Raw genomic sequence first — 20,977 nt, forward strand, 5'->3', positions numbered from 1 at the left:
ATATCATACAAATGTATGATCAACTATTTCTCTTATTTTATGATTAATCTATAAACATGATAACAATTCATAAGCAACTTATACGTTAAATATGAAATTCATTTTTTAATTTTAAAGCAAGATCTTCTCTCTCCCAGGAGAAACTTCCATTTTCATCAGGTATTCTTCCAAAATGCCCATAACATGATGTAATCCTATAAATAGGATTAAGTAATACTAAGTGTTTACAAATTCCATAAGGAGATAAATCTATATTATCTTGTATAAAATTTTTTATTATATCATCATCAACAAATCCAGTACCAAAAGTATTCACATAAAATGAAATAGGATAAGACACACCAATAGCATATGACAACTGCACTAAACATTGATCAGCCAATTTCGCAGAAACAACATTCCTTGCCAAGTAACGAGCCATATAAGCAGCAGATCTATCTATTTTACTTGGATCTTTTCCAGAAAAAGCCCCACCACCATGAGGTACATGTCCTCCGTATGTATCTATCATAATCTTACGACCAGTTAAACCACAATCCCCAACTGGACCACCTACAACAAACCTACCTGCAGGATTAACTAAAAAGTCACTATCAGGGCACATCCACCCTTCAGGCAAAGACTCCTTAACATAAGGATAAACTATGTCTCTTATCTGACTTTTTGACAAATCTTCAGAATGCTGTATAGAAAGTACAATATTAGACGCTCTAACAGGAACATTATTTTTATACAACAATGTAATCTGTGTTTTTGCATCTGGACCAAGATTTGGTATCTCACAATTTTTCACTGCAGAAATAATATTCTTCAAAATTAAATGAGAATAAAAAATTGATGCAGGCATAAAAGTTTCAGTTTCATTTATTGCATATCCATACACTATACCCTGATCACCAGCACCCTGCTTTTCACCAGAACTAACTCCAACAACAATATCTGGAGATTGCTCATGTATTAAAATTTCAATAACAACATATTTCCAATGGAATCCATCTTGTTCATATCCTATTTCTTTTATAACTTGACGAGCTATACACTCTATATCAAATTTATTAATACTAACTCCACAAATTTCACCACTAATTATTACCTTATTTTTCGTTACTAAAGTCTCTATAGCGGTATGTACAAGTGGATTTAATGATATATAATAGTCAAGTATGGCATCAGATATTTGATCAGCAACTTTATCAGGATGTCCATTGGAAACAGATTCACTAGTTATGATGTGGTCAGATAAACAATTTTTATAATAAAACATGTTAAAAACGTAAACCCAAAGACTCTTATAGTATCAAATCTGAAATAACTAAACAATATATAAATAATATCCACTTTTTAATACATTAATATCTTTCATGTCATCACACTCGCTAATAATACATTCTTCATTACTAATTCAAAAATATAAATAATATACAGAAGACAAGTTCACTAATATAAAACAACATATCTCATCAATTTATACCCATTCTTCAAACTTACAAAATGTAGATAATCCTAAAAAACCTATAAACTTGACAAATGTGTTAATTAAAGTACCATTTTATATTTACAATGTGCCCGTAGCTCAGCTGGATAGAGCACCAGCCTTCTAAGCTGTGGGTCAGGGGTTCGAATCCCTTCGGGCACACCATAAAATTGACAATTTTTAATTATTAATACACTTTTTTATACTTTTGCGTATTTTTGTATCATGAACAATAGCAAGTACTATGACGTAGTTATCTCAGGAGCAGGGATCAATGGAATGATTACAGCAATAGCATTAAGTCAACTGTCTATCTCTACAGCTTTAATAGATAAAAACAAAATTTTACTATCAATACCAAAAGATAGAGTATTTGCCTTATCAAGAAGATCCCAGGAAATATTAGATAAGTTTAACATATGGAACAATATAAAAGAGCATTGTCCTATATTAGACATCTTAATAAAAGACGAAGATAGTTCAATATTTACACACTATGACCATAAATCTATAAGCGATAATCCTATGGGGTATATTGTAGAAAGCAAATTTCTATGTGATGCCTTTAAAAAACATATAAAAAAAATAAACTTGTACTCAGAATGTACATACAAATCAGTAAACATTACAAATGATCTAGTAAGAATAGAACTAACAGACAATACAATATTATTAACATCATTATTAATATCTGCTGAAGGTAAAAATTCAACCCTAAGACAAATATTTGATATACCATCTATCAATCATGATTATTCTCAAAGCAGTATTATTTGTAATATAAAACATACAAATCACCATAATAATCTAGCCATAGAGCATTTTTTTCATGGAGGACCATTTGCAATATTACCTATGTATGATGGATACAGGTCTTCTGTGGTCTGGACAAATAAAACACAAATTAGTGAAATGCTTATGAAACTAAAAAAACAAGATTTTATGGCAGAGTTAGAAAAAAAATGTGCACCTTATGTAAACGATATAAAACTAGATAGCGAAATAAAGTGTTTTCCATTACATTTGATGTTTGCAAAACATTTATATAAGAACAGATTTGCATTGATAGGTGATGCAGCACATTCTATACATCCCATAGCAGGTCAGGGGTTAAATTTAGGAATAAGAGACATTGATAAACTAGTAAACCATATAAAATCAGCAAAGCAATATGGTATAGATATAGGTAGCAACTATGTATTAAAAAATTTTTCCTATGACAGATACTTTGATAACTCATCTATGGCAATTCTTACTACACTCATAGATGGAATATTTACTAAAAAATCTTGTACAGCAAAAATTGCAAGAAGATTTGGATTATTTATTGTTCAAAATTCAAAAAGCATAAAAAATTATATGATAAAACATGCTATGGGAATAGGAAAATTTAACTAACTCTTGTCAATTACATTATCACAATCCTCCTTTTTATTTTTCATGCACAAAATCTCTACAGTCATTTTATTGATTGATTTTTCTATCTCCATCATTGCATTCCTTTTTATTCTGTACATTTCCTCACGATAATCAGCTTGCCTAAAATCAATATCAGTTTTATCACGAAATTCTAAATTTTCTCCACCATAACTATTCTTTTTAAACATAGAACATATGTATTCAAACATACATCTAAAAAATTCATTCCAATTAATCTTAGAAATCTTCAAATAAGCCCAAAAAGGTATAACTAATGATACACCTGCTTTAAAAAATACAGAATAAGTTAGCGAATCAGAGTTATAATAACACCACTTTAAATACTTATAAATGTAAATAGCAACATTCTTAGGATCTCTATATTCAAAAGCAAATCTAATTCCTTCCTTCATCATAATAAATATGAAAGAAGAAAAATAAAGAAACACTGCAAAAAACAACAGATTTATTAGAAGATTCTTCATTTTCCTTAATATAAAGGAAAATAACATGTACCTATAAAAAAACATAAGGTTATTATATGAAATTACTTTTTAAAATGGCTGGGATGGAAGGGTTCGAACCTCCGAATGACGGTATCAAAAACCGTTGCCTTACCACTTGGCGACATCCCATCTATACCAAAAACAACTATATAGTAATTAGTAAATCTTACCTCATGATTAACAAAGATTATACTGATAGCACAAAAATGCAAGGAAAAATAAAACCATTAAAAATAAAAGCATAATATGCTACTTTTTAGATTTAATAAATAGATTTTATTATTATAACTTTTAATAAGTTATATATTTAATAAAAAAATAAACCTTGTATAACTTCATATTATTCTTCTATAATAGCGATAATTAGGATTGGTTATATTTTTGTGAATTTTCAAAGTATAATAAGAAACTTACAAAGTTATTGGGAAGACTATGGATGTACAATATTTCAGCCATATACTTCTGAATTAGGAGCAGCAACTCTTCATCCAGCAACTTCGATGACAGCTATATCAAAAAAGCCATCAAAACTGGCTTATGTTCAACCTGTTATTAGGCCATGTGATGGAAGATACGGTGATAATCCAAATCGTTTATATCAGCACCATCAATATCAAGTATTAATCAAACCTTCTAATACCGATTTACAATCAGATTATTTAAAAAGTTTAGAAAGAATAGGAATATCTATCAAAACTCACGACATAAAATTTATAGAAGACGATTGGGAAAATCCAAGCATTGGTGCTTGGGGTTTAGGATGGGAAGTAACCTGTAATGGTATGGAGATAACTCAATTTACTTATATGCAACAAGTAGGTGGTATTGAATGTTCTTTAGTTCCAGGAGAAATTGCATATGGCCTGGAAAGGATAGCGATGATAATTCAAAATGTTGACAATATATATAAAATATTATGGGATGATAATGGAACAACTTACGGAGACGTATTCAAACAACGCGAATATGAATTTTCTAAACTAGCTTTAGATTATTATGATGTAGACATTCTATTTAAGCAGTTTAATGAAGCTGAACAAACATGTATTTCTTTAATAGAAAAAAAACTACCATTAGCAGCATATGATGTTTGCACGAAAGCTAGTCATATCCTTAATTTGCTTGAATCTCGTGGAGTCATTGGAGTTAACGAACGTGCGTCTTATATATTACGCGTACGTAAACTTGCAAATTTATGTTGTAGCTTATATACTCAGTGTCATTAAAATAAGTAAAACGACATGCCTTTAGAACTATTATTTGAATGCTTATCAGAAGAAACACCTCCTGAGATGCAGAGTAGTGCATATGCATACATGGATTCTTATATAAGAAAAGAACTAAGTCGTTGTAACATCAGTTTTGAGTCTGTAAAGGTATTTGTAACTTCAAATAGATTAACCTTGTATGTAAAAAATATAATCAATAACTTATCAAATAATACATTAAAGATAAAAGGACCTAAAGTATCAGCAGATAAGATTGCAATAGAAGGTTTTTTAAAGAAAGTTAATAAAAATTTCAGTGACCTTATAACATGCAAAATCGGTAATGATGATTTTTACTATGCTGAGCTTAATCATAATGAAGAAACAAATACAGAACATATAATCCTATCAATTATAGAAAACATGTTAAACAACTTTCCATGGGATAAAAAAATGAGATGGGGAGGTGGAAAAACATATTGGGTTCGCCCTATACTAAATATAATGTGTATACTTGATGGAAAAGTACTACCAATAAAGTTTGCAGATATAGAAGCAAATAACAAATCATGTGGTAACAGATTCACAAATAAAGAATTTTTTGAAGTTGCAGATTTTAATTCTTATAATTCAAAACTAAAAAAAAATAATGTAATTTTATGCCAAAAAGAAAGGCTCAATTTTATATTACATCAAATAAAAAGTATAACAGAAGAAAGTAATTTAATATGTGAGGATAATCAAAAATTAATTAATAAATTGAATGGAACTTTAGAATATCCAATAGTTATCATGGGATCAGTGGATGAAAAATTCTCTGAGTTACCAAAGGAATTAATACTAAGTGTGATGCACAATCATCAAAAATACCTAGCTGTTTTTAAAGAAGACAAAATTACAAACTTTATTACGATATCTACTATATCAAATGATAATATAATAAAAGGACACAATAACATATTAAATGCCAGGCTATTAGACGCAAGTTTTTTGGTAAAAAAAGACAAAGAATACAATATTGATTACTACATAGAAAAACTCAAACAAATAGTATTTCATGCAAAACTTGGATCTGTTTTTGAAAAAGTGAACCGCATAATAGCTTTATCAAAATACATTTCCATATGGATACCTCATTCCTCATTGATAAAGGTAGAAAGAGCAGCAAAATTATCCAAGTTTGATTTATCAACACTAGCTATAAAAGAATTTCCAGAACTACAAGGAATAATGGGAGGATATTATGCCTCTTACTTTAATGAATCATTAGAAATTTCAGAATCTATAGTTAATCACTACGAGCCAACAAACCCACAAAAAGAATGTCCTTCTTCTCCTATATCAATAGCTGTATCCATATCTGATAAAATAGATAACTTAGTTGGAATGATAGTTGCAGGAGAGCAAGTTACCAGTTCCCGTGATCCTTTTTCCATGAGAAGAATGGCTATATCAATTATTAGAATAATAATCGAAAACAATTTAAACATACCAATAAGGCTTTTAATAGAAAAATCTGTATCACTGTACTCATTTGCAATTACAGAAAGAACTACTATTAACAAACTTAAGAATGTAATATCAAGAACAAACAGAAAAAAAGAAATTATTTCATCTGTAATAGAATTTTTTTCAAATAGATTTAAAATTATCCTAAAAGAAGACGGCATAAAGGAAGATATAATAAATGCCGTATTTGAAAGCAGAAAATTCAGTAATTTATTGTTAATAAAAACAGAAGCTAAGTTTCTTAACAATTATATTTTTACCAAAAATGGGGTTGAAATAATAAAGGCATATAAAAGACTTAGTAATATAATTACAAAGGGAGAAAACGTAAACAATACAGCAAAGTACAAGTGTAATAAAAAATTATTCACAATAAAAGAAGAAACTGATCTATATAAAGAAATAACTTACCAAAAAAATAATATAAAAAGATTGATAAAGGACAACAAGTTTGAGGAATCGTTAAATAATCTTTACAAATTGAGTTGTTGCGTAAACAGTTTTATGGACAACGTAAAAGTAAATGATCAAACAAATAAAGAATTACATAAAAACAGGCTTTCTATTGTTAAAAATGCATTTTATATTTTTGACTTAGTTACAGATTTTAGTAAGATTAAAAATACACATAGGTAAGTCTTGAATTTTTTTAAAATCGTATATAAATATTTTACCTGATACTTATAAAGAAGAATTGGTATGAGTAAGAGTGACTATTATGATCTATTAGGTGTAAGTAAAAGTGCAACACCAGAAGAAATAAAAAAAGCTTATAGAAAAATGGCACTAAAGTACCATCCTGATAAAAATCCTGGCAATAAAGAAGCAGAAGAAAAGTTTAAAGAATTATCAGAAGCTTATGATGTTCTCATAGATCAAGATAAGAGAGCAGCATATGACAAATATGGACACAATGCTTTTGATAGCTCTGGAAGAGGAGGATTTGATTTTAATAGTGGTTTTTCTGGTGATTTTTCTGACATATTTAATGATCTTTTTGGTGGAGGATTTAGAGGAGGAAGAGGATCATCCAGAAGACATGATAGCGGAGCTGTAGGATCAGATTTAAGATTTGATATAGAAATAACACTAGAGGATTCATTTAACGGTAAGAAAGTACCTATAAGTTATGTTACTTACGTAAAATGTTCAAGTTGTAGCGGTTCTGGAAGTGAAGGATCAGCAAAATCCGTACAGTGTAGTACATGTCATGGTGTAGGTAATGTTAGAACACAACAAGGGTTTTTTACAATAGAAAGAACATGTCATGTATGTAATGGAGAAGGAGAAATAATACAAAATAAATGTAAAAAATGTTCTGGAAGTGGTCGTGTAAGAGATGAAGTAAACTTACTTGTTACAATTCCAAAAGGAATAGAAAGTGGTAATAAAATTAGGTTAAATGGAAAAGGAGAAGCAGGATATAGGGGTGCAAGAAGTGGAGATTTGTATGTTTATTCTAATATACAAAAACATAAATTCTTTACACGCAATGGATCTGACCTTTATTGCAATGTACCCATAAAAATGACACTTGCTGCACTAGGAGGACATATAGAAATGCCATCTATAGATGGAACATGGACAAAAGTGAAAGTCCCAGAAGGATCACAAAACGGAGATAAATTAAGACTTAAAGAAAAAGGAATGCCAATTATAAATTCATCAAAAAGAGGAGATATGTACATACAGATAACTGTAGAAACTCCTGTGAAGTTAACTAAAAAGCAAAAAGAATTATTACAAAAGTTTGATGATGAACCTAACGTAGATTGTAATCCTCAGTCGACTGGCTTTTTTCAGAAAGTAAAAAGTTTTTGGAAAGATATCAGGTCAAACTGAACCCCAATAACTGTTAATATAGAGTTATAATATATGTCAACAAAACTACTTATTATTGTTGTACTCTATGTCAAGTCCTATATCTTTATTTTGAAAAGAGTTAGTTATACACCCAATAGAAATATAATCTACTCCTGTTAGTGCAATGTTTCTGACATTTCTTATGTTCACACATCCAGAAACTTCTAAAACTGATTTTCCATTAACTATATCAACCGCTTTTTTTATTTCACTAATACTCATATTATCTAACAATATCATATCTACATTATTAGACAGTGATTCCTCAACTTGAGATATATTGTCACATTCAATAGCAATATATTCATTTTTTAGATTTTTTCTAAGCCTTTGTATAGCTAAGGTAATACTTCCACAGCTAGCTATATGATTATCTTTTATAAGTACACCATCACACAAATTGTCTCTATAACTTTCCCCACCACCAATACATACAGAATATTTATCTAACATTCTTAAACCAGGAGTAGTTTTTCTAGTGCTACGAATCTTAACTTTTGTTCCAGATACTTCATCGACAAATTGCCTAGTGATTGACGCTATACCAGAAGCATGCTGAATGAAGTTTAAAATAACTCTTTCAATAGGCAGTAAATATATTGCTAATGCTTCTCCACTTACTAAGGTGCTATTTTTTCCTGTTATATCTCCATCTTTCTTATGAATTTCATACTTTACATGCTCTTTATTCATATTAAAGACTTCTTCTAGTATAGGAATTCCACAAACTACTAAATTTTCTCTTGTATTTATTGCAAAATTTACTTTTTCATTAATTAATATACTATTAGTAGTTATATCACCTTTGTCTCCTAAATCTTCTTTTAATGCATTATGTATAATTTCTGAAAATGAGATTTTCATATTTATTACGTCTTTTTGTACACTATATTATAACAACATTGAAGTAATGTAAAAATCTTATATTATTCCAATATGAATTTATTACAAAATAATATGAACATACATGCTGTTGTAATAGTATTATCCTATTTAATAGGATCTATACCATTTGGCTTAATATTATCTTACATTGGAGGGCTAGGTGATATTAGAAAAGTAGGATCAGGGAATATAGGAGCAACGAATGTTTTTAGAAAAAGCAAAAAACTAGCTGTGATGACCTTACTTTTAGATGCAGTCAAAGGGTTAATATCAGTTTTGTTAGCTAAAATTTATAGTACGGATCAGACATTTGCTTTTATATCTGCTATGTTTTCTATAATAGGACATATGTTTCCTGTGTGGTTATTATTTAAGGGTGGTAAAGGAATATCTACACTTTTAGGATCAATGGTGCTTATTGAATATAAGTTTGTAATATGCTTTTTATTTATTTGGATTACACTTTTTGCAATATTTAAGTACTCTTCATTATCATCTATTGTGTCGACTATTTTTGTAGCGTTGCTAGTGTACATGTATTACACAATGAATGACACAGCCGTTTTTATAGCTATGTCACTATTAATCATTACACAACATGCTGACAACATAGCACGAATGCTAAGTGGAAAAGAAAACAAGTTAAATATAGGATTGTAGTAAAATGTTAAAAGCTTTTTTTAGAGTAAGCGTGACATAGAGCAACAGCTATTGAGTCAGAAATATCATAAGTACCTGAACATTTGACATTAAGAATCTTTTCTATCATAAAGGACACCTGTTCTTTCTTGGCATGGCCGTTTCCTGTAATTGACTTTTTGACATAGTTTGTAGAATATTCAAACACTGGTATATCCTTAGTACTTAAAGTTAATAGTAAAATACCTCTAGCATAACATAGTGATATTGAAGATTTAGGATTTTTATTTATGAATATTTCCTCCATAGATGCACTATCTACCTGATACAACCTAAGGATATCGAGAACATCCGTGTGTATTTTTCTTAACCTTTGACCAGTATCTTCCTTACTATTGGTTACTACAGTACCCTTATCTATAAGTTTTATATCCTTGCTAACAGATAATATGCTCCATCCCGTACAATTTAAGCCAGGGTCAAGACCCATTATTTTCATGTTATGAACTTATCCAGTACAAGAAAAAAAACAATAATAACCATATGACATCAACAAAATGCCAATACCATGCTGCACATTCAAAACCTATATGGTTTTCTGGAGATAACTGATTTCTTTTTGCTCTAAGCCAACATATAGTTAAAAATAGTGTACCAACTATTACATGTACTCCATGAAAACCTGTCATCATATAAAAATTTGAAGAATATATGGCTTTTTCCCCAGTTTCACGGAAGGAAAATCCTATATGTAGATACTCTATAGCCTGAAATACAGAGAATGTAATACCAAGCAATAAAGTCATCCCTAACATTTTTACTGTGTTTTTGTTATCATCGTTTATCAATGAATAGTGAGACCAAGTTAAAGTACAACCTGACAATAAGAGAATAACTGTATTCAATAAAGGTATAGACCAAGGGTCAAGTTTAGTAATGCCAGATGGAGGCCAAGATAATAGTTTGCTCGGTACTAGATTTTCGAGCATGTATACAGGAAATAACCAAGCTTTAAAAAACGACCAAAAGAAGCCAAAAAAGAACATTGTTTCTGAAAGAATAAGGGCAGCCATAGCCAACCTAATTCCTTTCTTTACAATTTCAGTATGGCAATTGTCTCTAATTGCTTCTGTAACTACGTCTTTCCACCATTTATACAAGACTATACTTACAGAAGACATACCAAATGCAAGTACAATTTTGCTGATATGTGATCCATGAATTGTTCCGACTGCTCCTAACGCTGTTATCAATATTGTGAGAGAGAATAACAATGGCCATGGGCTAGGGTTTACTAGATGATAATCATGTAGCTTCCCTTTCATTATGGTATCCTTTAAAGATTATTTTTATTTATTAATTTTCTATAGTCAAAGCAATAGATTGTCAAGTTCATATTTTACAGTGTTGTTTTTAATAATGTATTAAACAACAGATTTTATTGTGTCTACAAGTGCTGCAATATTAGCTATAGGGGTACTTGGTATTACTCCATGACCTAAGTTAAATATGAAAGGTTTGTCCTTCATTATATTGATTAGTTCTTTCGTTTGGGATATTGCCTTACTTTTGTCATACGCTACTAGATATGGATCTATATTTCCTTGTAGTACTGACGGAATGTTACTTTTTGCCCAAGACATTGGGGTATTATAGTCGACACTTGTGACTGAAACTTCCGTTTCTTCTGAAAACTGCTTGTACATCACTCCTGCACCCTTAGGAAATCCTATGATGGGGAATTCTGGATAAAGTTTACGTATAGACGAGACTATTTCTTTCGTTGGGTCTATTATCCACTTTTTGAATTCGCCGGCTGGTACAATTCCTGCATTGCTATCAAAAATTTGTATTATGTCTACACCGCTTTCTATTTGTTTTATTAAGTATAAGGTTGTCACCTTTGTAATTTTTTCTACTATTTTTTCTAGGTTTTTAGTTTGTGAATAACACATCTCTCTTATTTTTGAGAAATTTTTATCTCTTCCTATCATATAAGAGGCTATAGTCCAAGGTGCACCTGCAAACCCTATCAATGGCTTGTCTCTTTGTAAGGACTTTCTTACTTCTTTTATACCCCTAAAAACATTTTTAAGATGATCCAATGCAGCTTCTTCGGGAACGCTTATTTCTGAGTGGTTAGATATTAGCTGCAACTCGGGTCCTTTCTCTTTCGTGAATTCTACTTTGCAACCTAAGGCGTCAGGGATTACCAGTATGTCTGAAAATATTATCGCCGCGTCCAAGCCGAACCTCCTTACTGGTTGTAATGTAACCTCCTTTACCAGCTCTGGTGTATAACACAGTTCTAGAAAGCTTCCTGCCTCCTCTGCCACCTTGCGGTACTCCGGTAAGTATCTACCGGCTTGGCGCATGAACCAGACTGGAATCTCTTTTTGCTTGGCCCTGCTTGTTATAGTCTTTAACATAAACTCTCCATTATAGAAATTATATATATTATATCCTTACAGATAGTTTTTATAGTTTATCTCTGTGAATTATGTGAATAAAACTTATTTTTGCAAAATATGTGAGTAGATTTTACTGATGTTTTTTTGTGAATAACTCTGTTAATAAAGTGTATATTATACTGATTTTCTGCTATAATATGTGTGTATAAGTAATATGTGAATTATGTTGATAACTGTAGTTTTAACCAACACCTGATACGACAGTTATTGCGAACTTCATGTTCCTAATAACTCTGTGGATAACTATGTAACAGAATGTGGACAACTTTTACTAACACATTTCGTATCGGGTTATTAACAAACTTATTAACACAAACTTTATATAGAAAATAAAGTTTTGAATAGTATACTTGAGTGATAATAAAGAATTACAAATTGTATATGAGTGATAAACTTTCTGATAATAGTGATAGTGAAGATAGGTTATCTTTAAAAGAGTCGTTAAGCGCTAAGTTAGTTTCATTTATGATAGAGAGAATGCCTAAATTAAAAAGGGTTGTCGAAAACAATTTGATTGATGATAACGAGTGTTTCACCAACTCCCGCATGTTTTATAATCTTAGAAAGTTCAATGATTGCTTGGTGAGAGATGTAATGATTCCTAGAACAGAAATTTATGCCATAGACATTACAGATGTACCTGATAGCAAAAACTTGATAGATAAGGTAGTGAGCGGGCAGTACACCAGAATTCCAGCATATGAGAACAATTTGGATAACATAATAGGGTTTATTCACATTAAAGACATAATTTCAAATTTTCATAATGATTTTAATGTGAGAAATATAATTCGTGAGGTTATGTATATCCCTCCATCTATGAAAGCAGTCAACTTATTTATAAAAATGCAATCTTCTCACATACATGTTGCTGTAGTAGTAGATGAGTATGGTGGAACAGAAGGATTAGTGACTATGGCGGATCTTATTGAAGAAATAGTAGGTGATATAGACGATGAGCACGATGTTCCCACTGTTCCAAGTATTGTTAATATCTCTGATAATAAAATTGAAGTAAATGCCAGGGTATTAGTTAAAAACTTGGAAGAAATTTTCAATATTGATTTTAGAGATTGTAAAGAAGATGATTATGTAACAATAGGTGGACTCATTTTATCTATGATCGGTAGAGTACCTATGACAAATGAAGTTTTTAAACATAAAAGTGGAGCTGTATTTTCCATTAAAGAGGCTGATGATAGGTGTATTTATAAAATAGTTATTGATTTAAGTGATGTAAAAAAAGTTGACTTAAAAATCGATTATTGAGCTTAATCTATCTAGTGTGAGTTTAGCTTTTATAAAAGATGTTGCTAAATCTTCATGTGTATCTTTAACATTGGTGACCTTTGAATATATATTAGCAGGAAATGTGACTAAACTAACTTCCCATAAGGATATTTTCTTTAGTACCCTTACACCTGTTTTTGCATCTATGTAGTCATCTATTATACTATATCCTATTGACAACGCATTAATGATACCATTTTTAATCATTAAATACGCTTCTTTCCCTTTTTGTAAGTCTAGTAGTAAATTTGCTGTTATATAGAGTCCTATATTGTCTTCAGTCAAGCTTGTGATGTTGCCTATGGGTTCTGTCGAATTGTGTTGCCATAATAGCTTTATTTTGTGTGAATTTTTTACAGAATTACTAAAGGCCCCTGGTAGTATGATATGCTTTTGTTTATCAACGATGTTGAACACACTTGCATATCCTGAAAAAGTACCAGATTGTTTTATATTTTTTTCAGATAAAAATAAATTACATGTTTTTTGTTGCATAAAAAAACTTCTACTAATTATTTGTTAATAAAATTGACAATGAGTGCTGAGATATATCATGTAATGTCTAATTATTGAAAATTTGCGAAATCTCAGAAATCATTAAAATTGTGATAATATTTTTTTATAGAGTATTTCCATTCTCTATTGGTGGTAACCCAAAAGCTGCTCTTTTTTCATTGATAGTCATGAAAGTTGCATTTTCTACGTATTGCCAGAGCTGTTTTCTTTTTTCTGTTAATACAGAGATGGAATCTTTATCATATGATAAAAACATATTGCTTCCGAACCTGGGTATTAACCAATTGTTAAAATGTGAAATAATATTGTCTAAGTGAGGTAATATTGTTTGTTCCCATAGTGAAAGCCTTGCTTCGATAAGATTATTATAGGTATTATCTCCAGGAATACCAAGCAATTGGGGTGGTACACCAAATGCTAATGCAATGTCACGTGCTGAACTATGCTTTGATTCGATAAAATCCATATCTTTAGGGGATAAACTCATTTCTTTCCAATCTAATCCCCCTTCAAGTAATATTGGTCTTCCAGCATTTCTTGGACCAGAATAGAATTCATCTACTTGTGATTTTAAACGAGTGTATTGTTCTTGTGTTAAATTACCATTGTTGTTACTTTTTGCGTTTACAATTAATGCCCCGCTTGGTCTAGCTCCATTTTGTAGCATTGCTTGGTTCCAAGATCCAGCCTGGTTATGTTGATCTATACTGTATGAAGCTGCTTCTATAGGGGATAATCCATAATAATCATTAAGTGGATGAAAGTTTTTTATGTGTAGGATTTGTGAATAATTTGTTGATTTATTAATCTTATAGTCATAGTGATAATTATTTATAGAATAGCGATATGAATATGGCCTATTATCTTTTCCTGGAGTAATCTCAATTCTATCTGGCCGCAAAAGATGTAATTCTTTGGGAATCATATCATGATTTTCTATTGTCAAAATATAAGCATTACCGCTAATAAGTTTATAAGTAAGAATTCCTTCGATGAATTCTGATTTTGAGGTGGTGTTGTTTGGTTTAGATATTAATTTTAATAAAGGATGGTTTTTTATTTGGAATGTGTTGTTTTTGATAGTCTTATTTAGTAATAAAGAAACAGATGCTGCAGCTGATGCAATCATGTGAATAGATCTAAAAGCAATTACGTTTTTTATGTAGCCATTTTCTGCGAAATTTGCATAGCTTCTGTTTTTCCATACAGCCTCTGTAAATAGTTGTATGGGAACTGAGAATGTGTAAGAATTGTCTTGTATTGACTTTTTTTTAAAGAAATTCATTGATAAAACTCTTTGATATATATAAATTTTATTGAGTTGAATTGATTTAGTAATATACTAAAGGTGTAAAACTTTGTAGGTAATGTAGTACAGGTTCTATGTGAGTCTGTAACAAGTAATATGTGTTTGTCTTATAGCTATGTTAGACTTAATATAATACATCCTATGTTAATAGATGTGGAAGCTGTTTTTATAGGGTGTGTATTTAATTTCTGAGCTGATAAGTATTTGTATAATTTGTAATGACTTTAATGTACGTTGCTATTTTGCCTTTATTTATGAATATTGTTTTTGTTGTTAGTAATTATACAATATGGGTCTTATTACTCAAAAAATACAAAAAGCATTCGATAATGCAGCAAGTTCGTATGATAAATACTCTCATATACAAGACGTGATTTTGCGTGAATTATGTAGCACTGTGGTGTTAGAAAGTTGTGATAAGAGAAACATATTAGATGTAGGGTGTGGTACTGGAAATATGAGTAAATTCTTAAATGTTGCAAATCATAATTTGATTCAAGTAGATTTATCTCGGGAAATGTGTGTTTTAGCTAAGAAAAAGAATAATGCATTGTCAGTAAATTGCCATATGGATGTAATGCCATTTTATGAAAATTTTTTTGATGTTATTATTGCCTCAATGGTTTTACAATGGTCTCGTGATGTTAGCATTTCTTTATTGGAATTGTTTCGAGTCATGAAATCTGATGGTATATTGTATGTGGCAATTCCAATATTTGGAACTCTAATCGAATTGAATAATGTAATTGAAAAAGTAGGAGGATCTTTTAGTCAATTTTATAAAATGAATGAATTTATAAATATAGTAAATTCCTTTAATGTTAAAGTACAATATGCATTTTGTTGTAATTATCGTCAATATCATAAGTCATTTCGTGCTTTCTTATTGAGTATGAAATTGACAGGTGTATATACAAAAAAAGTTAGTGATGAACAATATAATATATTTGAAATAAGCAAGATTTATAAGGAATTATATTCTTTGCAGAATTGTATTTTTAACTCGTGGAACATTATGTATTTGGTTGTTAAAAAGTAATTTTTTTGTCATAATGATTAAATGAAAGAACTTGATGTCATAACACTATTGCAAGAAATACGTCATTTGGCTCAGGAAAGTAATGCTGTAATTCTTGCTCATTACTATCAGGATTCAGAGATACAAGATATTGCTGATTTTATTGGTGATTCTTTAGAACTTTCCAGAAAGGCAGCCACCACAACAGCTGATGTTATTGTATTTTGTGGTGTGTACTTTATGGCTGAAGTTGCGAAAATAATTAATCCTGCCAAAAAGGTTTTATTACCAGATTTAAATGCTGGATGTTCTTTAGCTGATTCTTGTGATGCAGAGAGTTTTAAAAAATTTCGTGAGTTACATAAAGATTGTGTATCAATTACATATATAAATTCTTTAGCGGAGGTTAAAGCTTATTCTGATATCATTTGTACATCTTCAAGTGCTGAAAAGATAATAAGACAAATACCAGAAGAAAAACAAATTCTATTTGCTCCAGATAAATTTTTGGGAGCTTTTCTAGAAAAGAAAACGAATAGGAAAATGATTTTATGGCCTGGTACTTGTATAGTGCATGAAAGTTTTTCTGAACGAGAGTTAATTGATATGATGGTTAGACATGATAAAGCATATGTTCTAGCTCATCCTGAATGTCCTGGGCATTTACTAAAATATGCTCATTTCATTGGATCGACAACTCAGTTATTAAAATTTTCTTCTGATAATCCTAATTCAGAGTTTATAGTGTTGACTGAAGAAGGAATTATTCATCAAATGAAAAAAGTTTCTTCTGGAAGCACTTTTTATATAGTAAAAACTTCAGATAGTGGTGGATGTGTTTCATGTAGTAAATGCCCACATATGCGTTTGAATACTTTAGAAAAATTGTATTTATGTTTAAAAAATGGTTATCCTGAAATTACCCTTGATCCTGAAATTAGTAGTATGGCTAAAAGGTCTTTGGATGCCATGCTTAAAATGAGTTAATCTTTGTTACGATATTGTTGATTTATTAATCTTATAGTCATAGTGATAATTATTTATAGAATAGCGATATGAATATGGCCTATTATCTTTTCCTGGAGTAATCTCAATTCTATCTGGTCGCAAAAGATGTAATTCTTTGGGAATCATATCATGATTTTCTATTGTCAAAATATAAGCATTACCGCTAATAAGTTTATAAGTAAGAATTCCTTCGATGAATTCTGATTTTGAGGTGGTGTTGTTTGGTTTAGATATTAATTTTAATAAAGGATGGTTTTTTTATTTGGAATGTGTTGTTTTTGATAGTCTTATTTAGTAATAAAGAAACAGATGCTGCAGCTGATGCAATCATGTGAATAGGATGTGCATGTGTTTCTGGTGATGTAGATAGATCCATTTAATGCAGATAATTCTATTTTGTATTTATATAATAATTTACGTTTTTTATGTAGCCATTTTCTGCGAAATTTGCATAGCTTCTGTTTTTCCATACAGCCTCTGTAAATAGTTGTGTGGGGACTGAGAATATGTGAGAATTGTCTTGTATAAATTCTTAATTACTGTACTGTAATAAAAAATATCGTATAAGTTGTTGTTCAGTATAAAATTGTGTCATAGTCACAATTTAGAAAAATGCAGCTTGATACATCATGAACATTTAGGTCGGTATAGATTTGCTAATAGCAAGTTTATATTACATAGAAAGCGTAATGCTATTCACTTAAATTTTCATCAAAATAAATAAACTTATTTTTTGTGTACTTGTGGGATTCTGCGTCTGAATATGGAGGTTTAGCAGAAGTTATGTTGTTCCATTCTTTAGAGAATTTTTTATTTATTTCATAAAACTTTTTAAGGTTTTTCTGTTCTTCGTTTAATGCGCTATCATTGCATTCTAATACGTCTCTTATAAAATCATCTGGGACGATTGCATCGATGGGACATTCTGGGACACACACACCACAGTCTATACATTGATCAGGATCTATTACTAACATATTAGCTCCTTCATAGAAACAATCTACCGGGCATACTTCAACACAATCAGTGTATTTGCATCTTATGCACCTATCCGTTATAAAGTGTGTCATTACAGGGTTATTAATAATAATGTAACGGTTTTTATTGTAATGTTTTTTCTTGCCAAGTTCAATTAGTATTTATTATTTTACAAGGTATAGATGTGGAGTTGTAGTTAAACTTATACATCGTAGAGTTAAGTAGTTTGGTTAATGTTTAGGTAACATCCTAATACGTATATGAGCTATCAATTCTATAGAGTATGTTATTTTATGATAGAGAATTGATTGTGGAGTTGGATTTGGCAATACGTTTAAAATTAAAGGAGATTTTTATGGATATTGATAATAGTAACATAAGTACAGCCGATATACGGAGTAATACTGATGGCTTGATAGACATAATTATGCGTATATTAGGTTTTGGTAATAAGAATATTGTGCAACCACAGGATCTGGGTTCTGAAATTTATCAGCAAGAGCAAGAAGATGACACAGTCTCTCAACCTTCATTAGAGCCATTTGTTGCAGAAAGTGAAGTTTCTAAAGTTGAACAAGAAAAAACTAACCCTGAGGTTTTAATAAAAGATTTGCAAGATGTTGCGAGTCATGAATCTGGTGTATCAGATCAGCCAGCTCAAGTTGTTACAGAAAGAGAAAATGAAATTGAATCCCATCAAGGAGAAACAGAAAAAGAAAGTGGAATAACTGAATCTCATCAGAAAGAAGATGAAATAGTATCTCAATCTTCATCAGAGCCATTTGTTGCAGAAAGTGAAGTTTCTAAAGTTGAACAAGAAGAAACTAACCCTGAAGTTTTAATAAAAGATTTGCAAGATGTTGCGAGTCATGAATCTGGTGTATCAGATCAGCCAGCTCAAGTTGTTACAGAGAGAGAAAGTGAAATTGAATCCCATCAAGGAGAAACAGAAAAAGAAAGTGGAATAACTGAATCTCATCAGAAAGAAGATGAAATAGTATCTCAACCTTCATCAGAGCCATTTGTTGCAGAAAGTGAAGTTTCTAAAGTTGAACAAGAAGAAACTAACCCTGAAGTTTTAATAAAAGATTTGCAAGATGTTGCGAGTCATGAATCTGGTGTATCAGATCAGCCAGCTCAAGTTGTTACAGAGAGAGAAAGTGAAATTGAATCCCATCAAGGAGAAACAGAAAAAGAAAGTGGAATAACTGAATCTCATCAGAAAGAAGATGAAATAGTATCTCAACCTTCATCAGAGCCATTTGTTGCAGAAAGTGAAGTTTCTAAAGTTGAACAAGAAGAAACTAACCCTGAAGTTTTAATAAAAGATTTGCAAGATGTTGCGAGTCATGAATCTGGTGTATCAGATCAGCCAGCTCAAGTTGTTACAGAGAGAGAAAGTGAAATTGAATCCCATCAAGGAGAAACAGAAAAAGAAAGTGGAATAACTGAATCTCATCAGAAAGAAGATGAAATAGTATCTCAACCTTCATCAGAGCCATTTGTTGCAGAAAGTGAAGTTTCTAAAGTTGAACAAGAAAAAACTAACCCTGAAATTCTAGTAGAAGATTTGCCATTAGGTCAAGTGATTCCGGTTGTTGTAGAGAAAGATGAAATGTTTGCACCTTCATTTAATCCAATCGTTATAAAGGAGGAAGATAAAGTTTGTGAAACTTGCGAACAAGAATTTGAGATTGTAAAGGATTCACAGACTGTAAAAGGTAGTGAAGATATAATATCACCTATCGAATGCTTAGAAAGTATGGATTCTATAGTTTCAACAATATTTGAAAGTGGAATGTTATGTCCTATGTCAAAACCTGGACAGTATGTTTGTGGGTATGAAATGTATATGTATGGATTTCAAGATGTGAAAGACTTATTAGGTGGTTTATTAAGTAATGTTCCTGTGTGTTGTAATGTTAGCCTTTATTTTATGGAACATAATTACTTTACTAACCATGAGAATATTAATCACAATGTAGTAAATGATATTGTATAATTGTAAGGTTTAGTCTTGAGATAGCAAGTGATGCTTTTATTAAGTATTGCTTGCTATTTTTTTGTTTATTTACCTGCTTTTTATATGGGAGAAATCATATATTAAGTGATTGAAAGTAAAAGTGGAATTTTGCTGATATTATAGGTTATAAGCAATTTTTTGAAGTAAAAATGTATATAGTTAGTGATATGTACTAAAAAGTAGCTGAATTTTATTAGTGAGTTAGCCATTAGTCTTTTGCCTTTTTCAGAAGAACTTTGCTGAAATGATTAAAACAGAGTGATAGTTGTTGTTAATGTAATTGATAATAAACGGTGATAGGAATATAAGTCTTCGTATATAGCTATTCAATTTAGTATAAAGGCGGAAAATTGGTGTGTGCATAATATCTAAGTGTTTGCTTAAGGTTTGAGTTTTGGTAATTAAGAATTAAGTGCTATCCTGCGCTATTGTAATATGTTTACGTATGTAAAAGTGGACAAAGTAGACTTACCTATAGCGTGGTTGGGAATTAAAAATAAAAAGCTGTTCTGCGCTATTGTAATATATTTATGTATGTAAAAGTATACAAAGTAAACTTACCTATGGTGCGGTTAGTAATTAAGAATTAAGTGCTATCCTGCGCTGTAATATGTTTACGTATGTAAAAGTGGACAAAGTAGACCTACCTATGGCGTGGTTGGGAATTAAGAATAAAAAGCTATTCTACGCTGTTATAATATATTTATGTATGTAAAAGTGTACAAAGTAAACTTACCTATGATGTAGTTGGGAATTAAGAATAAAAAGCTATTCTACGCTGTTATAATATATTTATGTATGTAAAAGTATACAAAGTAAACTTACCTATGGTGTAGTTGGTAATTAAGAATTAAATGCTAT

At 30.5% G+C, this 20,977-nt stretch carries 20 protein-coding genes and 2 tRNA genes; 10 read left to right on the forward strand and 12 right to left on the reverse strand.

Annotated features, from left to right (window positions below):
- Positions 1-85 precede the first annotated feature (85 nt).
- The gene (gene metK, locus ECH_RS00100; RefSeq protein WP_006010410.1) at positions 86-1,264 is read right to left on the reverse strand and encodes a methionine adenosyltransferase; all 1,179 of its coding nucleotides are present in this window, start codon (positions 1,262-1,264) and stop codon (positions 86-88) included.
- Between the two features lie 298 nt (positions 1,265-1,562).
- On the opposite strand from metK, the gene ECH_RS00105 reads away from it, so the two are divergent.
- Together ECH_RS00105 and ECH_RS00110 are read left to right on the forward strand one after the other, a co-directional pair.
- Positions 1,563-1,639, forward strand: a tRNA-Arg gene (locus ECH_RS00105).
- Between the two features lie 60 nt (positions 1,640-1,699).
- Positions 1,700-2,872, forward strand: a complete 1,173-nt coding sequence (locus ECH_RS00110; RefSeq protein WP_006010412.1) for an FAD-dependent monooxygenase — start codon at positions 1,700-1,702, stop codon at positions 2,870-2,872.
- Here the strand turns inward: ECH_RS00110 and ECH_RS00115 are convergent.
- Entirely contained in the window at positions 2,869-3,378 is a 510-nt protein-coding gene (locus ECH_RS00115; RefSeq protein WP_226988406.1) for a hypothetical protein, read from the reverse strand. The two genes, ECH_RS00110 and ECH_RS00115, sit on opposite strands and share 4 nt — an antisense overlap.
- A gap of 75 nt (positions 3,379-3,453) precedes the next feature.
- A tRNA-Gln gene (locus ECH_RS00120) sits at positions 3,454-3,528 on the reverse strand.
- A gap of 254 nt (positions 3,529-3,782) precedes the next feature.
- On the opposite strand from ECH_RS00120, the gene ECH_RS00125 reads away from it, so the two are divergent.
- The 3 genes from ECH_RS00125 to dnaJ all read left to right on the forward strand — a co-directional run bounded on the left by ECH_RS00125 (position 3,783) and on the right by dnaJ (position 7,958).
- Positions 3,783-4,625, forward strand: coding sequence for a glycine--tRNA ligase subunit alpha (locus ECH_RS00125; protein WP_006010413.1), 843 nt, complete (start codon positions 3,783-3,785; stop codon positions 4,623-4,625).
- A 15-nt stretch (positions 4,626-4,640) separates the two neighbouring features.
- Entirely contained in the window at positions 4,641-6,752 is a 2,112-nt protein-coding gene (glyS, locus tag ECH_RS00130) for a glycine--tRNA ligase subunit beta (protein ID WP_011452355.1), read from the forward strand.
- 63 nt (positions 6,753-6,815) lie between these two features.
- Positions 6,816-7,958: a molecular chaperone DnaJ gene (gene dnaJ, locus ECH_RS00135; protein ID WP_006011660.1), complete on the forward strand. Its 1,143-nt coding sequence runs from the start codon at positions 6,816-6,818 to the stop codon at positions 7,956-7,958.
- Positions 7,959-8,003: 45 nt separating this feature from the next.
- Here the strand turns inward: dnaJ and nadC are convergent, their stop codons facing one another.
- Entirely contained in the window at positions 8,004-8,843 is an 840-nt protein-coding gene (gene nadC, locus ECH_RS00140) for a carboxylating nicotinate-nucleotide diphosphorylase (RefSeq protein WP_011452356.1), read from the reverse strand.
- A 93-nt stretch (positions 8,844-8,936) separates the two neighbouring features.
- Between nadC and plsY the strand changes: the two genes are divergently transcribed.
- Positions 8,937-9,524, forward strand: a complete 588-nt coding sequence (gene plsY / locus ECH_RS00145) for a glycerol-3-phosphate 1-O-acyltransferase PlsY (RefSeq protein WP_011452357.1) — start codon at positions 8,937-8,939, stop codon at positions 9,522-9,524.
- Between the two features lie 7 nt (positions 9,525-9,531).
- Here the strand turns inward: plsY and ruvC are convergent, their stop codons facing one another.
- The 3 genes from ruvC to hemE all read right to left on the reverse strand — a co-directional run bounded on the left by ruvC (position 9,532) and on the right by hemE (position 11,932).
- Entirely contained in the window at positions 9,532-10,002 is a 471-nt protein-coding gene (gene ruvC / locus ECH_RS00150) for a crossover junction endodeoxyribonuclease RuvC (RefSeq protein ID WP_006011656.1), read from the reverse strand.
- A 1-nt stretch (position 10,003) separates the two neighbouring features.
- Complete coding sequence (locus tag ECH_RS00155; protein WP_011452358.1) at positions 10,004-10,828, reverse strand: cytochrome c oxidase subunit 3; 825 nt, start codon at positions 10,826-10,828, stop codon at positions 10,004-10,006.
- Between the two features lie 99 nt (positions 10,829-10,927).
- Positions 10,928-11,932 carry a uroporphyrinogen decarboxylase gene (gene hemE / locus ECH_RS00160; RefSeq protein WP_011452359.1) on the reverse strand — a complete coding sequence of 335 codons (1,005 nt, stop codon included), beginning with the start codon at positions 11,930-11,932 and terminating at the stop codon, positions 10,928-10,930.
- A 423-nt stretch (positions 11,933-12,355) separates the two neighbouring features.
- Here hemE and ECH_RS00165 point away from each other — a divergent pair, with 423 nt between their 5' ends.
- A complete protein-coding gene (locus ECH_RS00165; RefSeq protein WP_011452360.1) occupies positions 12,356-13,243 on the forward strand; it encodes a hemolysin family protein in 888 nt (295 codons plus the stop codon).
- On the opposite strand, the gene ECH_RS00170 is transcribed toward ECH_RS00165, so the two are convergent.
- Together ECH_RS00170 and ECH_RS00175 are read right to left on the reverse strand one after the other, a co-directional pair.
- A complete protein-coding gene (locus ECH_RS00170; RefSeq protein ID WP_006010257.1) occupies positions 13,226-13,759 on the reverse strand; it encodes an HK97 family phage prohead protease in 534 nt (177 codons plus the stop codon). The two genes, ECH_RS00165 and ECH_RS00170, sit on opposite strands and share 18 nt — an antisense overlap.
- Positions 13,760-13,883: 124 nt before the next feature.
- Positions 13,884-15,065, reverse strand: a complete 1,182-nt coding sequence (locus ECH_RS00175; protein ID WP_006010254.1) for a phage portal protein — start codon at positions 15,063-15,065, stop codon at positions 13,884-13,886.
- 313 nt (positions 15,066-15,378) lie between these two features.
- Here ECH_RS00175 and ECH_RS00180 point away from each other — a divergent pair, with 313 nt between their 5' ends.
- Positions 15,379-16,128 carry a methyltransferase domain-containing protein gene (locus ECH_RS00180; RefSeq protein ID WP_006010252.1) on the forward strand — a complete coding sequence of 250 codons (750 nt, stop codon included), beginning with the start codon at positions 15,379-15,381 and terminating at the stop codon, positions 16,126-16,128.
- 21 nt (positions 16,129-16,149) lie between these two features.
- The gene (nadA, locus tag ECH_RS00185; protein ID WP_006010250.1) at positions 16,150-17,094 is read left to right on the forward strand and encodes a quinolinate synthase NadA; all 945 of its coding nucleotides are present in this window, start codon (positions 16,150-16,152) and stop codon (positions 17,092-17,094) included.
- A gap of 6 nt (positions 17,095-17,100) precedes the next feature.
- Here nadA and ECH_RS05000 read toward each other — a convergent pair whose 3' ends face one another.
- The 3 genes from ECH_RS05000 to ECH_RS00195 form a co-directional block, all read right to left on the reverse strand.
- Positions 17,101-17,349 (reverse strand): phage portal protein, encoded by a 249-nt coding sequence (locus tag ECH_RS05000; protein WP_226988435.1) that lies wholly within the window; start codon positions 17,347-17,349, stop codon positions 17,101-17,103.
- Positions 17,342-17,491, reverse strand: a complete 150-nt coding sequence (locus tag ECH_RS05005; RefSeq protein ID WP_226988407.1) for a hypothetical protein — start codon at positions 17,489-17,491, stop codon at positions 17,342-17,344. Before ECH_RS05005 ends, ECH_RS05000 begins: the two co-directional genes overlap by 8 nt.
- A gap of 316 nt (positions 17,492-17,807) precedes the next feature.
- Entirely contained in the window at positions 17,808-18,185 is a 378-nt protein-coding gene (locus ECH_RS00195) for a ferredoxin family protein (RefSeq protein WP_006010247.1), read from the reverse strand.
- A 263-nt stretch (positions 18,186-18,448) separates the two neighbouring features.
- On the opposite strand from ECH_RS00195, the gene ECH_RS00200 reads away from it, so the two are divergent.
- Positions 18,449-20,095, forward strand: coding sequence for a tandem repeat effector nucleomodulin TRP120 (locus tag ECH_RS00200; RefSeq protein WP_011452362.1), 1,647 nt, complete (start codon positions 18,449-18,451; stop codon positions 20,093-20,095).
- Positions 20,096-20,977: the final 882 nt, after the last annotated feature.

Source organism: Ehrlichia chaffeensis str. Arkansas (genome assembly GCF_000013145.1).
In the GTDB taxonomy this organism is placed as follows: Bacteria; Pseudomonadota; Alphaproteobacteria; order Rickettsiales; family Anaplasmataceae; genus Ehrlichia; species Ehrlichia chaffeensis.

What these genes read in the sequence shown, in the direction of transcription:
- ECH_RS00155 (WP_011452358.1), bottom strand. Translation starts at nt 10,828, where the DNA reads ATGAAAGGGAAGCTACATGATTATCATCTAGTAAACCCTAGCCCATGG.
- ECH_RS05005 (WP_226988407.1), bottom strand. Translation starts at nt 17,491, where the DNA reads ATGGATCTATCTACATCACCAGAAACACATGCACATCCTATTCACATG.
- glyS (WP_011452355.1), top strand. Translation starts at nt 4,641, where the DNA reads ATGCCTTTAGAACTATTATTTGAATGCTTATCAGAAGAAACACCTCCT.
- nadC (WP_011452356.1), bottom strand. Translation starts at nt 8,843, where the DNA reads ATGAAAATCTCATTTTCAGAAATTATACATAATGCATTAAAAGAAGAT.
- ECH_RS00195 (WP_006010247.1), bottom strand. Translation starts at nt 18,185, where the DNA reads ATGACACACTTTATAACGGATAGGTGCATAAGATGCAAATACACTGAT.
- metK (WP_006010410.1), bottom strand. Translation starts at nt 1,264, where the DNA reads ATGTTTTATTATAAAAATTGTTTATCTGACCACATCATAACTAGTGAA.
- ECH_RS00200 (WP_011452362.1), top strand. Translation starts at nt 18,449, where the DNA reads ATGGATATTGATAATAGTAACATAAGTACAGCCGATATACGGAGTAAT.
- plsY (WP_011452357.1), top strand. Translation starts at nt 8,937, where the DNA reads ATGAACATACATGCTGTTGTAATAGTATTATCCTATTTAATAGGATCT.
- ECH_RS00180 (WP_006010252.1), top strand. Translation starts at nt 15,379, where the DNA reads ATGGGTCTTATTACTCAAAAAATACAAAAAGCATTCGATAATGCAGCA.
- ECH_RS00170 (WP_006010257.1), bottom strand. Translation starts at nt 13,759, where the DNA reads ATGCAACAAAAAACATGTAATTTATTTTTATCTGAAAAAAATATAAAA.
- ECH_RS00165 (WP_011452360.1), top strand. Translation starts at nt 12,356, where the DNA reads ATGAGTGATAAACTTTCTGATAATAGTGATAGTGAAGATAGGTTATCT.
- ECH_RS00175 (WP_006010254.1), bottom strand. Translation starts at nt 15,065, where the DNA reads ATGAATTTCTTTAAAAAAAAGTCAATACAAGACAATTCTTACACATTC.
- ruvC (WP_006011656.1), bottom strand. Translation starts at nt 10,002, where the DNA reads ATGAAAATAATGGGTCTTGACCCTGGCTTAAATTGTACGGGATGGAGC.
- dnaJ (WP_006011660.1), top strand. Translation starts at nt 6,816, where the DNA reads ATGAGTAAGAGTGACTATTATGATCTATTAGGTGTAAGTAAAAGTGCA.
- ECH_RS00110 (WP_006010412.1), top strand. Translation starts at nt 1,700, where the DNA reads ATGAACAATAGCAAGTACTATGACGTAGTTATCTCAGGAGCAGGGATC.
- hemE (WP_011452359.1), bottom strand. Translation starts at nt 11,932, where the DNA reads ATGTTAAAGACTATAACAAGCAGGGCCAAGCAAAAAGAGATTCCAGTC.
- nadA (WP_006010250.1), top strand. Translation starts at nt 16,150, where the DNA reads ATGAAAGAACTTGATGTCATAACACTATTGCAAGAAATACGTCATTTG.
- ECH_RS00115 (WP_226988406.1), bottom strand. Translation starts at nt 3,378, where the DNA reads ATGAAGAATCTTCTAATAAATCTGTTGTTTTTTGCAGTGTTTCTTTAT.